Source organism: Mangrovimicrobium sediminis (assembly GCF_004745945.1).
Taxonomy (GTDB): domain Bacteria; phylum Pseudomonadota; class Gammaproteobacteria; order Pseudomonadales; family Halieaceae; genus Mangrovimicrobium; species Mangrovimicrobium sediminis.
In genome coordinates this window covers 191,798-206,028 of the sequence record NZ_SRLE01000005.1, presented here as the reverse complement: position 1 = coordinate 206,028, position 14,231 = coordinate 191,798, and the positions used below count along the sequence as shown (strand labels likewise).

Sequence of the window (14,231 nt, the reverse complement as noted above, 5' to 3'; positions counted from 1 at the left end):
GACCTGGGCCTGATCAGCCCGCGAAGCCCTCTACAGCCTTGGTCTCGAGGAAATCGGCGAAGCCGTGCTCGCCCCACTCGCGGCCATTGCCGGACTGCTTGTAGCCGCCAAAGGGCACTGCGTAGCCGCCGAAGGCACCGTTGATCTTGATGTTGCCGGCGCGGATGCGCGACGCCACGGCACGCGCGTGCTCGATATCCCCGCTCTGTACGTAACCGGCCAGGCCGTAGGGCGTGTCGTTGGCGATGGCGATCGCCTCTTCCTCGCTGGTGTAGGGAATCATGGTCAGGACGGGACCGAAGATTTCTTCCCGGGCGATAGTCATGTCGTTGCTGGCGCCGGAGAACACCGTCGGGCGCACGAAGTAGCCAGTCTCCAGGCCCTCGGGCTTGCCCGGGCCGCCGGCGACCAGCTTCGCACCCTCGGCGATGCCCTGCTCGATCAGCCCCTGGATCTTGTCGAACTGCTGCTGTGAGACCACCGGCCCCATGACCGTGGTGTCGTCCGCCGGGTCGCCGACCACCACACCCGCGGCCACCCGCGCGGCGATGGCCTCGGCCTCCTCCAGTTTGTGCGCCGGCACCAGCATGCGCGAGGGCGCGTTGCAGGACTGCCCGGTGTTGGCGCACATGTGCAACACGCCGCGGGTCACGGCCTTGTCGAGGTCAGCGTCATCGAGAATGATGTTCGGACTCTTGCCGCCCAGTTCCTGGGCCACGCGCTTGACGCTGGGGGCGGCGTTCTGCGCCACCAGGACACCGGCGCGGGTCGAGCCGGTGAAGGACATCATGTCCACGTCCGGGTGACAGGACAGCGCCGTGCCCACGCCGGGACCGTCGCCGTTGACCATGTTGTACACGCCCGCCGGTACGCCGGCCTCGTGCATGATCTCGCTCCACACCCAGGCGGACAGCGGCGCGATCTCGCTGGGCTTCAACACCATGGTGCAGCCCACGGCCAGCGCCGGTGCGACCTTGCAACCGATCTGGTTGACCGGCCAGTTCCAAGGGGTGATTAACCCGCACACACCGATAGGCTCACGGAACACCCGTGAGTTGGCCAGGTCCTCCTCGAAGACGAACTCGCGCAGCACGCGCAGGGCTTCCTTGAGGTGGCCCAGGCCGCAGTCCGCCTGCTCGGCGAGGGCAAAGGCCTGCGGCGCGCCCATCTCCTCGCGAATCGCGGTGGCGACATCGTCGTAGCGTTTTTCGTAGGTGGCGACACAGGCTTCGAGCAGTTCCACGCGCTCGGCGCGGCTGCTGCGGCCGAAGCTGGTAAAAGCGCGTTTCGCGGCGGCCACGGCGGCATCGACATCCGCCGCGCCACCCAGGGAGATCACACCGCAGACGGTTTCGTTGGCCGGGTTGATGACATCCAGGTCGCGCGCCTGCGCCGGAGCGACCCACTGGCCGTCGATATAGAATTTCCGGTAATCACGCATGGAGGGCCTCCCGGGCTGCCGCAGTTGTCGTTGAAAAACGGCATTCTAGCGGTAGCGCCGGGCGCGCTGCCATCACCCCTTAAGGGAGTGCTCAGGCGCTGCGGCTGGCCTGGCGGTCGCGGCTCATCAGGTACACCACCTGGCACCAGCGTTCCATGTCCTCGCGACAGGCGTCTTCCAGCTGCAGTCCCACCCAGTAACCGGGGCAACCTTCGGCCGGGCGGCACCACATGGCCTTGCCCGCCAGTTCCAGGTTGTCCTTCCAGTCGCCGAAGGGCACCGCGATATTGAGCCTGGCGCCGGCGGGGATCGCCTCCGGGACCTCGATGCGCAGCCCGCCGACGGAAATGTCCACGGCCTCGCAACGCAAGACCATGTTGTCGGACTCGCGGCCGCCAGACCGGCCCTCTACCTCGATGAACAGCGCCTGGGCGGTTGAAAAGCGCTCGTGCTTGCGCCGGTTGAGAAAATCGTGATTCACCCCTGATACCTCGTCGTTATCCCCTGCAAACCCAGAATGTGACCCAGTTCACACTTTGCGTCAGCTTAAAACTGGAGATTCCTGCACTTTATATTGCAAAGCAGCGAAAAAGCCTTTACGCACAGCCGTCAGCTGAGGTCTCCGGCCAACCCCAGCAGCGAGAGCAGGAACAGGCCCAGGGTGATGCTGCCCAGTGAGCACAGGGTGGTGAGCACGATGATATTGGCCGCCAGGGTGCCGTTGCCGCGCGCCGCCACCACCATCACGTAGCCGGAAGCGGCGGCCGGGGTGGCCACGAGCAGGAACAGCACGCCCAGGGTTTCGCCGCGAATGCCCAGTGCGAGGGCGAGCGCGACGGTGAGCGCCGGGCTCACCAGCAGGCGCCAGGCGGTGGCCTCCCAAGCCAGGCTCCCGGCGCGGTGCAGGTCGGACAGGCGGATGGCGCCGCCGATGCACACCAGCATCAGGGGCAGGAAGAAACGCGACAGCCACAGCCCCGCCGGTTCCAGCAACGCCGGCACCGGCAACCCGGACAGCGACAGGGCGACCCCGGCGGCAATGCCGATGATCAGCGGGTTGGTGAGCACGCCGCGCAGTGCCGCCAGCGGTGAGGCATTGCCGCCGAGACTGGCGTTGAGCACGAATACGGCGAGCAGGTTGTACAGGGTGGTCATCAGCGCCACCGGCAGCGCCGCCAGGCGTCCTCCGGCTTCGCCGTAAGCGGCAATGCACAGGGCCAGGCCGACAATCGCCAGGTTGGAGCGGTAGGCCCCCTGCACAAACAGCCCCTGCTCGCGCGGCGGGTGTCCGCGCCAGCGGCTGTACAGCCAGGACAGGCCCACCACCAGCACGGTGGCGAACACGCCGACCAGCACGTAGCCCGCGTGCAGCGCGTTGCGGTAGTCCACCGGCGCGGCGCAGGCGAACAGCATCACCGGCAGGCCGAAGCGGAATGCCAGTTTCGAGATGCGATCGTTGAGGGCCTGGGGCAGCAGCCCGGCGCGCGCCAGCAGCATGCCGGCGATCACCCAGCCGAAGGTGGGCAGGGAAACCCGCAGGCAGGCGAGAAATAACTCCGCGGCGCCGCCGGGGCTCAAACCGCTGTCATCCCGGTTCCGCTCAGGCCAGTTCGTCCAGGCTCTCGCCGAGGGCGCTGCACAGGCTGTCGATCTCCGCGGTCTCGGTGATGAACGGCAGGCCCAGCTGCACGGTATCGCCGCCGTAGCGCACGTAGAAGCCCTTCTCCCACATGCGCATGGCCAGCTCAAAGGGGCGCCGCGCGGGTTCGCCGGGGTAGGCGGCCAGGGTCAACGCGCCGGCGAAACCATAATTGCGGATATCCGCGACATGCGGCTTGCCCTGCAACTGGTGCAGCGCCGCCTCGAAGTGCGGCGCGAGTTGCGCCACCCGCCCGGGGAAGTTCTCGCGCTCAAGCACCTCCAGCGCGGCCAGGCCCGCGGCGCAGGCCACCGGATGCGCCGAGTAGGTGTAGCCGTGGGGGAACTCCAGCATGTACTCGGGGCCGCCCTGGGCCATGAAAGTCTGGTAGATCTCGCTGCTGGCGATCACCGCGCCCATGGGAATGGCGCCGTTGGTCATCTGCTTGGCCACGTTCATGATGTCCGGCGTCACGCCGAAGGCCTCGGCGCCGGTCATCGCGCCCATGCGACCGAAACCGGTGATCACTTCGTCGAAGATCAGCAGTATATCGTGGGCATCGCAGATTTCGCGCAGGCGCTGCAGATAGCCCACCGGGGGCGGGATCACACCGGCGGAACCGGCCAGCGGCTCGACGATCACCGCGGCAATGTTCGAGGCGTCGTGCAGCGCGATCAGCTCCAGCAGCTCCTCCACCAGGTGGGCGCCGCGCTCGGGCATACCGCGGGTAAAGGCGTTTTCCGGCAACAGGGTATGCGAGAGGTGGTCGGCGTCCACCGCCGTGCCGAACAACTTGCGGTTGGCGCCGATGCCGCCCACCGAGATGCCGCCGAAGTTGACGCCGTGATAGCCCTTGGCGCGGCCGATCAGCTTGGTCTTGGCCGGCTGGCCCTTGAGCCGCCAGTAGGCGCGGGCCATCTTCAGCGCGGTGTCCGCGCACTCGGAGCCGGAGTTGGTGAAGAACACGTAGTCCAGGCCGTCCGGGGTCAGCGCCTTGATGCGGTTGGCCAGTTCAAAGGACAACGGCTGGCCGAACTGGAACGCCGGGGAGTAGTCGAGCGTCTGCAGCTGGCGGGTGACCGCCTCGGTGATCTCCGGCCGGTTGTGTCCCAGCCCGGAACACCACAGGCCCGACAGGCCGTCGAAGACGCGGCGGCCGCGGTCGTCGATGAAATAGGCGCCCTCGGCGCCGACGATCATGCGCGGGTCGTCCTTGAACTGGCGGTTGCCGGTATACGGCATCCAGTGCGCTTCCAGTTGCTCGCGGGTGAGCGGCTGGCGCAGGTGCTGCGGGCTGGTCATGGGAGTTTCTCTGTTGCGGGGGGAAACCCAAATTCTACGCCCCGGCCCCGGCAACATAAAAGCGCCGGAACTAACTCCATGGTGGTAGCTGCAGCGCCCGGGCACCTCGCACCGGCCACATTCACTTGCCCTGTGCCGGGGCCCCTGCCTAAACTGCTCCCTCAACCCCGGAAAACAATCCATCCTGCTGGAGATTACCATGCGCGGAAAAACCCGAACCCTGCTCCTGTCCCTGCCCGTCCTGGCCGCCGGCCTCGCAGTATCGCTGCAGGCGCCCGCCCACCTCGACGACAAACAGCCAATGCAGTCCTACCGGCAGTCCTGGTTCGCCCTGGTGGGAATGAACTTCGGCACCCTGGCGTCGATGGTCAAGGGCGATATGCCGTGGAACGACGAGATGGCAAAGACCGCCGCCAGCGACCTCAGCGCGCTGACCCAGATGGACGTCTCGCGCGCCTTCCCGCCCGGCACCGAGAAAGGCACCACCCGCGCCAAGCCCGAAATCTGGGAGGAGTTCGACGACTTCAAGGCCGACCTGGCAGAACTGCAGGAAGCCGTCGCGGCGCTGCAGGTGGCCGCCGACAGCGGCGACAAGAAAGCCATCGCGGCGGCCGTCGGCGAGACCGGCAAGACCTGCAAGGGCTGTCACGACGAGTTCAAGTCCAAGGACTATCTCTACTGATTCGGCTCTACTGACTCCGCTGCCGTGCAACGGACTGCACTCTACGCGCGCTCCACAACCGGTGTGGGGCGCCTCGCTCCGGCGCTAGCGCTACTCGCAGTATTCGCGAGCGACGGGGCTTCGACCGCCACCGCGCAGGCGCCCGGCACACCCCTCGCCACATCGGTGCCAAAACCGGTACAGGCGATTATCGACGCCCGCAGCCTGGACACCGCCGACACCCCACTGCGCGAAATACCCGGCTGGGCACCGCGCAAGGTGGTGGTGATGGCGCCGGGCAGTATCGCCGCCGCCGTGCCGGATTTTCGCGCGGGATTCACCGCCGCGGCCGGTGACCTCGAGCTGGTGTTCGATGCACAGATGGGCGCAGACCCCGGCGTGCTCGCCGGCGCCGACGCGGTGATCGGCCTGTGTACGCCCGAGGTGTTCGCCGCCGCCGGCGATTCCCTGTTCTGGCTTCACAGTTACAGCGTCGGCGTCGATCGCTGCCTCGGCCTCGACGACGCGGTATTCGCCGGCAAAGTGTTCAGCAACAGCAAGCGCCTGTCCGCACCGGCCATCGCCGAACACGCCATCGCCATGCTGCTGTCGCTCGCGCGCGGCCTGCCCGACTACCACGCCGCGCAGCTGCGCGGCGCCTGGGAGCGGGAAATCGCGGAGCGCGAACACTTCGGGGAACTGGCGGGCAAGACCCTGCTGGTGGCCGGCCTCGGCGGCATCGGTACCGAGGTAGCCAGTCGCGCCCACGGGCTCGGCATGCGCGTCATCGCTACGCGCAATTCATCGCGCGAAGGGCCGGACTACGTGGACTATGTCGGTTTGGCGGACGAACTCGATACCCTGGCGGCCGAGGCGGACGTCGTGGTCAACGCGCTGCCCTTGACCGACAGCACGCAGGGCCTGTTCGATAAGGAATTTTTTGGGAAACTGCGCGGGCGCACGATTTTCATCAGCGTCGGGCGCGGCGCGACCACGGTCACCGCGGACCTGGTCCACGCGCTGGAGAACGGCCAATTGTATGCCGCGGGGCTGGATGTCACCGATCCGGAACCGCTGCCGCAGGACCACCCCCTGTGGCACCTGCCGCGGCTCATCGTCACCCCGCATATCGCCGCGACCGGCGGCGACAGCCTGCGCCGCAGCGTGGCCATCGCCCAGGAAAACCTGCGCCGCTATGCCGCGGGCGAGGCGCTGCTCAACCCGGTGGACATGGTCCGCGGTTACTGACCGCGCGCCGTAACTCCCTGCTCAGTTCGCCGCGGGGGGCAGGCCGAACTTGCCCGCTGCCGTCGGCGCCACAGCGCGGGTGCTGCCCACCGCAGCGCTGGCACTCGCCGCGCGCACGATCGGCTTGAACGCCCGGGACTTCACATTCCCCAACACCCAACGGAAATCCCGCCGCGTCTGTCCGTCGAGGGTGAAGGTATAACTGTTGGGCCGCCCGTCGGCACCCAGGGCGTCGATCACCTCAAGGGTTTCCAGGTCGACCAGGTGCAGGTTCTGCAGGGTCTGGCTGTTGCGCGTCGGGGTTTCCCTGTAGCTGACTTCACCCCCGCGCGCGGAGCGCTTCAGCGCGTGGAAGCTGTCCCAGCTGAGCGTGACCGCGCCGCCGGCGACCGTGCTGTACACGGTCATCTCCCACTCGCCGCGGCGCCCCTTGCGCGCGTGGTAGTCGGACACCAGTTCGCCGCCGCAGGCGGGCCGCTCGAAGACCACCGCGGCTCGCGCCCCGTTGGAGGCGGAAAACGCGGCCAGGTCGAAACGGTCGCAATCGTCGCTGGCATCCACCAGCTGGCCGATCAGCGCACGGTTGGGTGCGCTGTAAGACTTCCCGGCGACCGCATCGAAAACGCTGATGCTGGTGGCCAGGTACCATTGGTTGTGGCGCGGCGCCTGCTGCGCCTGGGCCGTGCCCGCGGCCAGTGCGCAGGCGAGGGCCAGCAGGGACAGCACGCGGCGCGTTGTGGTCGGTCGTTGCATCGCCCTCACCCCGCTCACTTGCCGCGCGCCATGCGCAGGTATTTCTGCGTGGCGCGCTCGGTGTAGAAAGTATTGTTGAAACGGACGAAGAAACCCTCGCCCGCCCCGATTTCCCGCGGTGCGCCCGGCACGCTGCCGTCGACCACGGTGTAGCCATCGCTCGCCGCGTCGTAAACGTAGGCGGTGGGGCTGCCGCCCTCGAACCAGGGCACTGCGCCGATGGCCACCGGCGGTAGTCCGCCGACGTCCTCGATGGCGCTGAGCGACCAGTCCACCGCCGCGGGGAAGGGGTTGGCGAGCATCACCCGGGCGTCGCTGTCCGGGGTATAGCTGGTGCCCATCAACGCGTTCAGGTCGAAGGGGAAAACCGCGCCGACCAGGGCGCGGGTCAGCGGGTCGATCGCGGCGGCACTGTGTTGCGCGGCGATCGGCTGGTCCACCTGCCAGCTGGCATCGCTGGCGGAAATCAACCAGTAGCCGCGTCCCGGTTCCAGGGTGTCGCTGGCGGACAGGCCGATGTACGCGGAGCCGGCGCCGCTGTAATCCGTGCCCTGGCGGTACATATACCAGTCAGTGCCGTAGACGCCGAGGTCGTCGCCGAAGATCTGGTCGATGGTCGCGCTGCCGGTGTCGCAGGGCAGCCCGATGAGCGTCCACTGGTTGGCGATAAGGTCACCGCCGCGGCCACAGGGCGTGCTGTAGGCATAGGCACGATTGTTGGTCTCGCCGTTGACCAGCACGCGCAGGTCATCCGCAGCGCTGATATCGCGGCCGAAGGCTACTTCGGTCTTGTCCACACGCCAGTCTTCCGTCGCGGTGAAATCCGTGTCGGCGTAGTACAGGCGCACCGAACTGCCCTGGTAACCAAAACCGTAGACGCCACCGCTCTGTGACACGGCGCCGCCCTGGGTGCCGGTGAGCACCGCCTCGTACTGGTAGCTGCCGCCACTTTCGCGCAACACATAGCTGTCGACACCGCCCAGCAGGGCGATACCGTCATCAGCCAGCGACACATCGAAGCCCAGGCTGTCGCCATCCGCGGTCAGCCCGGGCGGGTCGAGGTCGGTGACCACCGCGGGGCTGGCACCGTAGAAGAACGCCGCACCGTTGTCGGTAAAGCCGGCGCTGTCCGCGCCGGGAACGCCGCCCATGTAGGCGCTGTCGTTGGCGGACACCTGGTAACCGAGCATGTCACCGGCGGCATTGCCGGTATCCGAGGCAAGGAACGTCAGCGTGGGCGTGGGGGGATTGGTGTCCCACTCGTAGGCGTACACCTTGCCGGCATCCGACTGGCCGGGGATGTTGTAGCCGGGGGCGCCCACGACCAGCGTGGCGATACCGGTGGCATCGTCGTAGCTCACCGCCACGGAAAATCCAAAAAACGCGTTGGTCTGCTGGTCGCTGGCCAGGCCGGCTTCACGCGCGCCGTTGACCGCCGTGTTGCCGATCCAGCCACCGGTGGCGCCGCCGACCGCGCCCGCGTCGTAGTGAAAGACGAACACCCGGCCGGAGTTGTAGAAGCCGCCGGCATCGAAGCCGGTGGACGCGCCGATAACCACCAGGCCGTTATCGGTGGCGATGGATTCGCCAAAGCGCCCGAGATTGGCGAATGTCGCCGCGAAGCCACAACCGGACACCGAACCCAGTATCGTGTACGGCAGTCCCGCCACGCCGACGCCATTGCCCCAGAGGTTGGTCACATAATCGTATTTGAAAACATAGGCGCGGCAATTGTCCGGGTCGCCGACGAATGCCCATTCGCCGGTCACCGCCACGGCTTCGCCGCCTACGCTGTTGAGTTGCTGCTCCAGCACTACCGGCTGGGCCACGGCGGGCACGCTGACCCCCAGGCCGAGCGCCAGCAGCATGCATGGGATGCCCCTGCTCATGAGATACGTCTCCCTGGACCGATGCGGTCGTCATCGACGGGGACGTGCGGGCGGTTATGTCAGACCCTGCCCTGTTTTTTTGTGTTCAGGTGGCCACTATGCAGTGCAAGGCGGCTACCGCGTCCCCACAATTGGAAAAGAGCGTACCATTTTCCGCACGGCGGCAGTAGCGCTGCAGTGTGCACCCCTTCACAATCCGGGACATTCGCCGCCAGCGGCGCTAAAGAACCGGCATTACCCGGCAGCTACCAATAGCTGGTGGGCTGCGGTGCCTGCTCCAGGCCAAACCAGAAAGCGGCGGCGATCACAGCGAAAATCACCAGCGCCAGCCAGGCGCTGCGCGGCGCCTCGCGGCCGCTCTTGCCATCGGCCTTGCCCAGCAGCATGACGCGCACCAACTGGTCGCGGCGGAACACCTGGTAGTAGGCGATGGCGGCAATGTGCAGTGCGACGAACGCCAATAGCAGGTTGAACGCGATCTCGTGAATTTCGCCCATGGTGTCGCTGAAGTCGCCGCCGAGGTAATGCAGGGGGCCATCGAACAGGATGTCGTCGCTGTTGAACAGCCCGCTGACGCCCTGTATCAACAGCAGCGACAGCAGTGCCATGACCGACCAGCCGCCCAGGGGATTGTGTCCCGGTGTGCTGCTGCCCGCACCGCGCAGGTAGGCGAGCACGTGCCGCGGCCCGGCCAGGAAATCGCCAAAGCGCGAATGCCGGCTGCCGACGAACCCCCATACGATACGGGTGAGCACGAGTACCACCAGGGTGTACCCGGCCCACTCGTGCACCTCGAAATTGCCCTCCTCGCCGCTCCACCAGGCGAGCGCGACACAGACCACGACGCTCCAGTGGAAGATGCGCGTGGGAATATCCCAGACGACGTGGTTCTGGCTCATGTTGGTACCTCAGTCCAGGGGAATCAGTGGCGGGTGGGCTGCATCCACCGCCTCGTAGGTATACACCCAGTGATCGGCGGCGAACACCGAGCGATGCCGGGCGCCGGGGACGTCCGGGTCCGCACTGGCGTAGCCGGCATCACCGGCGTACAGGGAGGCCATGCCGGTCTCCGTGCGGCACAAGACGGGGAATATCTGCGGCACCGGCATCGCGCTCGCCGCCCGCAGGAACTCGTCGACCGCGGTAAAGCGCGTGATCAGGCGCAGGGTCACCATGGTCGGCGGCAGGATGTCCAGTTGCCCGGCGCAGTGGCGCTGCAGGGCCTCCGCCACAGGCAGCCAGCAGTAATCGCAGATCTCGCCGCCATCGACCACTACCGCTTCGCTACCGGGTAGCGGTGCGGCGAAAATATACGTCGAAAAACGGCGCGGGTGTCCAACCGGCGTGGTCCAGCGGCTGAGCAACTGCATCGCCGCCGGGTCCGGGTGCAGGCCGCACTCCTCCAGCGACTCGCGTGCGGCGGCCTGGCGGGCAGCACTTTCTTCACCCACCTCGCCCGCGTCCGCGGTGTAGTCCGCGGCTTCCAGGCGTCCGCCGGGAAACACCCAGCGATCCGGGGCAAAGGCGAGGTCCTGGCCGCGGCGCAGCAACAGGGTCTCGATACCCTGCGCCGAATCGCGCAGCAGGGCGACGGTGCTCGCAGGCTTGATCGGGACGTCGTCAGTCACGGCAGGTTGCGCGGCGGCTGGCTGCTTCACAGCATGCGCATGGCCAGGGACAGGTCGAACCCCAGGCGATGGGCATGGGCGGCGGCCTCCTCGCGCAACTGCGGCTCGCGCGAGACCACCCACAGGTTAGTGCAGCGGGTGCCGGTGCGGCAAAAGGCGAACACCGGGCGCTCGGGGTCGTCGAACAACGTCGCCATCTCCTCGATCTGCTCGCCGGGAAAGCTCATGGCGTTGACCGGCATGTGGTAGTACTCGAGACCCGCGGCCTCGGCGGCGGCCTGGATTTCGGCGCTGCTGGGCTGGTTCATCTCCTCGCCGTCCGGGCGGTTGTTGACCAGTACCTTGAAGCCGGCGGCGGCAATTTCCGCGACCGCGGCGGTGCTGATCTGCCCGCACACGGCGAGGGTGTCAGTGAGTCTGTAGGCTTGCATGGGAATACCTCCGACTGGGTTTATACCAGAGCCCGGTGTCAGCGCCTAGGGCGCCCCGCGGCTACCAGTTGGCCACGCCTTCCCAGAGCAGCTTGAGGCCGACCGCGAGCAGGCACAGGTTGATCACCTGGTAGTAAAACCCCGGCGAGGAGCGCCGCACCAGGAAGTGCCCGAGTTTCACTCCCAGCGGCGCCAGCGGCACCAGCACCGCCGAGTACAGCAGGTTGGTGGTGCTGAACTGGCCGAGCAAGGTGTAAGGCACCAGCTTGACCAGGTTGACCACGGCGAAGAACACCCCCGCGGTACCGGCAAACAGCAGCGGTTCCAGGCGCTTGGGCATCAGGTACATGGTGAAAGGCGGGCCGCCGGCGTGGATGTTGAAACTGGTGAAACCGGCGAGTGTGCCGAATACGGTGGCCGCCACCGGGTTGTGCTCAGACGAGGTGCTGGCGCGCAGGCGCAGTAGCTGCTGGGCGGCAAAGGCCAGCGAGATGGCGCCGATGAGCACGCGCATGAAGGCGTCGTGGGTGACGCCCGCGGCGAGATAACCGATGCCCACGCCGACGATCGCCCCGGGCAACAGCAGGCGCAGGGCACGGCGGTCGTAGTGGCCCCAGTAGGTGTGCACGGCGAAGCCGTCCATCACCACCAGGATGGGCAGGATGATCGCCGCGGCCTGGGTGGGCGGCATGACCAGCGCCATCATCGGCACCGAAAGCATGGACATGGCCCCGCCAAAGCCGCCTTTGGCGATGCCGTAGAGCAGCACCGCGGGGATACTGACCAGGTAGAAGCTGGGGTCAGTGAGCATACCGCTGTCAGTCGACCAGGGAGAACTCCCGGCGCAGGATGTCGATAATCTCCGCCTTGGGGTTGTCGGAGACCGGCACCGGCACACCAGTGATCTTCTCGGCAATGCCGGTATAGGTCGCGGAGACCTGCATCAGCACCTCGGTGGGCAGCGCATTGTCCCGCGCCAGCGCGTAGCGCTCGTCCATGCGCGACTTGTTGAGCAGGATGTCCGGCTCCGGGAAGTGGGAGAGCAGCAGCTGGCGGAACACCTCCTTGGAGTTCTCCACCACGCGGCCCTCGCGGTAGGCGGCGCCGTCCCAGATGCGCGAGGAATCCGGCGTGCCTACCTCGTCCATGTAGATGAGCTTCTCGTTGCCGGCCTTGTCGGTGACGTAGCCGAACTCGAACTTGGTGTCGACGAAGATCTGGTCCAGTTCGGCCAGGCGCGCGGAGATCAGGTCGAAGCCCTCGCGCAGCAGTTTTTCGTAGAGGTCGACGTCGGCCACGCTGCGGAATTTGAAGGCCTCGAAGTTGGAGACGATGTCCTCGCGGGTGATGTTCACGTCGTCCTGCGCCGGCACGCCCGGGATGCCCTCGAGGATGCCCTTGGTGGACGGGGTGATGAGCAGTTCCGGCAGCTTCTGGTCGCGCTGCAGGCCGTCCGGGATCTGGATGCCACAGAAGTCGCGCTCGCCCTTGTCGTAGGCGCGCCACATGGAGCCGGTGATGTACTGCCGGGCGATCGCCTCGATCATCACCGGGCGCGCCTTCTGCACCACCCACACCAGCGGGTGCGGGATCTCCAGGATGTGGCTGTCGGCCAGGCCCTGCTGGCGGAAGCTCTCGAACCAGTGGTTGGAGATGGCGTTGAGCGCGGCGCCCTTGCCCGGCACGCCGGCCATGCCGCCCTCGCCCTGCCAGATGCACTCGAAGGCGGAGATGCGATCGGAGATGACCATCACCGCCAGCGGCGCGTCCGCGGCGACATCGTAGCCGCGCTCGGCGATCAACCGCGCGCTGTCCTGCGCCGTGAGCCAGTACACCGAGCGCACCTTGCCGCTGTGCACCGGGCTGTCGGTGCGAATGGGAAGATCGTCGTTAACGGCGAGAACGGTATCGGCAAGACTCATGGTGCTGTTCCTGGGGTCGCGGTTCGTCGTGGAGTGCCGGCACGGGCCGGCGCGGGCGGCAGATTTTACTACAGCCGCCGCCGTGACACACCTGTTCAGGGCGCCGCCTTGCGGTGCTCGCGCAGGTGCAGGGTCACGTCCAGGCCCAGCTTCACCAGCACCAGGATGACCAGCATGAACAGCTTCTCGCCGAAGATGGAAATGGCGAAGGCGCCGAACAGGATGGCCACGTGCAGCACCACGATGCGCCCGTAGGGCTGGGTCATGAGTTTCTGCGCGCTACCCGCCTCGCGCTCCGGCCCGCGCAGGAAGTTGACCATAAAGGAAATGCCGTGACTGGCAAACAGCGCGGCGAAGGCGAACATCCACTCCGGCGGGGCGAAGCGCAGGACCTCCAGGCAGACGTTGAGCAGGAGCTGCGGGAACACCAGGAACGCCGGCCAGGGGTCGTCGGGCATGGGCGAGAAATCGCTGTCCAGCAGCAGGCTGACCAGGAACAGGCCGTGCACACCGCAAAAACCACCGTAATGAATGACGAAGAAAGGCCCTGCAAACAAGGTACCCAGCGGCGCCACCATCACCATCTTGAGCAGGGTGAAAAAGCCCAGGATGATGTTTTCCGACCAGTACAGCACCATCAGCGAGGCGACGTCCCAGTCGAGGAAGACCACCCCGGCCAGCGGCAACAGGTTGACCGCGACCAGCGCGACCAGGCTGATCCTGCGGCGCGGACCCCAATAGGCGTCGGTGCTGTCGACGAGTTCGGCCACGGCGGCGGTGTCCCCCGGTTAAAATTATGTCACGCGGCGCCAATTCCCCCACGGATAGAGGTAGAATACCGGGATACCGCAGATTCACCATAAAAGAACAGGCTTTTTGCGCATGTCATCGTCACAACCGCAAACCCCCTACCAGATCCTCGGCGCCGAAGGCGTGCGCGCACTCGCCACCGCCTTCTACGACATCATGGATGAAGACCCGGAGCTCGCGCCCCTGCGCGCCATGCACGCCGAGGACCTGGCGCCGATGAAACTCAAGCTGTCCGAATACCTCACCGGCTGGATGGGCGGCCCGCCGCTGTACGCCGCGAAGTACGGCAGCGTGTGCATGACCGAGCCGCACGAGCCCTACGCGATAGGCCCCGCCGAGCGCGACATGTGGCTGGCCTGCATGGACAGCGCCCTGGAGCGGATCGAGGCCAGCGCGGAACTCAAAGAGATGCTCAAGGTGCCGATGTTCCGCATCGCCGATGCGGTGCGCAATCGCGAGGGGCCCACCGCCGCCAGCACCGATCCCAACATCATCGCCTCCCACTGA

At 66.8% G+C, this 14,231-nt stretch carries 15 protein-coding genes; 3 read left to right on the top strand and 12 right to left on the bottom strand.

What is annotated here, in order from left to right; translation table 11 throughout:
- Window positions 1-13: 13 nt before the first annotated feature.
- The 4 genes from E4634_RS05850 to aptA form a co-directional block, all read right to left on the bottom strand.
- A complete protein-coding gene (locus E4634_RS05850) occupies window positions 14-1,441 on the bottom strand; it encodes an aldehyde dehydrogenase family protein (RefSeq protein ID WP_135441757.1) in 1,428 nt (475 codons plus the stop codon).
- Between the two features lie 91 nt (window positions 1,442-1,532).
- On the bottom strand, window positions 1,533-1,922 hold the full coding sequence (locus E4634_RS05845; protein ID WP_135441755.1) for a PilZ domain-containing protein: 390 nt from the start codon (window positions 1,920-1,922) through the stop codon (window positions 1,533-1,535).
- 128 nt (window positions 1,923-2,050) lie between these two features.
- Window positions 2,051-3,019 carry an AEC family transporter gene (locus E4634_RS05840; RefSeq protein WP_240725102.1) on the bottom strand — a complete coding sequence of 323 codons (969 nt, stop codon included), beginning with the start codon at window positions 3,017-3,019 and terminating at the stop codon, window positions 2,051-2,053.
- A 22-nt stretch (window positions 3,020-3,041) separates the two neighbouring features.
- The gene (gene aptA, locus E4634_RS05835; RefSeq protein ID WP_135441753.1) at window positions 3,042-4,382 is read right to left on the bottom strand and encodes an omega-aminotransferase AptA; all 1,341 of its coding nucleotides are present in this window, start codon (window positions 4,380-4,382) and stop codon (window positions 3,042-3,044) included.
- Window positions 4,383-4,581: 199 nt separating this feature from the next.
- Between aptA and E4634_RS05830 the strand changes: the two genes are divergently transcribed.
- Together E4634_RS05830 and E4634_RS05825 are read left to right on the top strand one after the other, a co-directional pair.
- Entirely contained in the window at window positions 4,582-5,064 is a 483-nt protein-coding gene (locus E4634_RS05830; RefSeq protein ID WP_135441751.1) for a c-type cytochrome, read from the top strand.
- Window positions 5,065-5,229: 165 nt separating this feature from the next.
- Entirely contained in the window at window positions 5,230-6,291 is a 1,062-nt protein-coding gene (locus E4634_RS05825; protein WP_135441749.1) for a D-2-hydroxyacid dehydrogenase, read from the top strand.
- 21 nt (window positions 6,292-6,312) lie between these two features.
- On the opposite strand, the gene E4634_RS05820 is transcribed toward E4634_RS05825, so the two are convergent.
- From E4634_RS05820 to E4634_RS05785, 8 genes are all read right to left on the bottom strand, one after another.
- Window positions 6,313-7,044, bottom strand: coding sequence for a hypothetical protein (locus tag E4634_RS05820; protein ID WP_135441747.1), 732 nt, complete (start codon window positions 7,042-7,044; stop codon window positions 6,313-6,315).
- Between the two features lie 14 nt (window positions 7,045-7,058).
- On the bottom strand, window positions 7,059-8,933 hold the full coding sequence (locus E4634_RS05815; RefSeq protein ID WP_135441745.1) for a hypothetical protein: 1,875 nt from the start codon (window positions 8,931-8,933) through the stop codon (window positions 7,059-7,061).
- A gap of 245 nt (window positions 8,934-9,178) precedes the next feature.
- Window positions 9,179-9,832: a cytochrome b/b6 domain-containing protein gene (locus E4634_RS05810; RefSeq protein ID WP_135441743.1), complete on the bottom strand. Its 654-nt coding sequence runs from the start codon at window positions 9,830-9,832 to the stop codon at window positions 9,179-9,181.
- A 9-nt stretch (window positions 9,833-9,841) separates the two neighbouring features.
- Window positions 9,842-10,561, bottom strand: a complete 720-nt coding sequence (locus tag E4634_RS05805) for an NUDIX hydrolase (protein WP_167854786.1) — start codon at window positions 10,559-10,561, stop codon at window positions 9,842-9,844.
- Between the two features lie 26 nt (window positions 10,562-10,587).
- Window positions 10,588-10,992, bottom strand: coding sequence for a protein tyrosine phosphatase family protein (locus E4634_RS05800; RefSeq protein WP_135441739.1), 405 nt, complete (start codon window positions 10,990-10,992; stop codon window positions 10,588-10,590).
- Window positions 10,993-11,053: 61 nt separating this feature from the next.
- Entirely contained in the window at window positions 11,054-11,803 is a 750-nt protein-coding gene (locus tag E4634_RS05795; RefSeq protein WP_135441737.1) for a sulfite exporter TauE/SafE family protein, read from the bottom strand.
- A 7-nt stretch (window positions 11,804-11,810) separates the two neighbouring features.
- Window positions 11,811-12,914, bottom strand: a complete 1,104-nt coding sequence (locus E4634_RS05790) for a phosphoribosylaminoimidazolesuccinocarboxamide synthase (RefSeq protein WP_135441735.1) — start codon at window positions 12,912-12,914, stop codon at window positions 11,811-11,813.
- A gap of 95 nt (window positions 12,915-13,009) precedes the next feature.
- The gene (locus E4634_RS05785; protein WP_135441733.1) at window positions 13,010-13,684 is read right to left on the bottom strand and encodes a DUF6498-containing protein; all 675 of its coding nucleotides are present in this window, start codon (window positions 13,682-13,684) and stop codon (window positions 13,010-13,012) included.
- A 112-nt stretch (window positions 13,685-13,796) separates the two neighbouring features.
- On the opposite strand from E4634_RS05785, the gene E4634_RS05780 reads away from it, so the two are divergent.
- Window positions 13,797-14,231 (top strand): group II truncated hemoglobin, encoded by a 435-nt coding sequence (locus E4634_RS05780; protein WP_135441731.1) that lies wholly within the window; start codon window positions 13,797-13,799, stop codon window positions 14,229-14,231.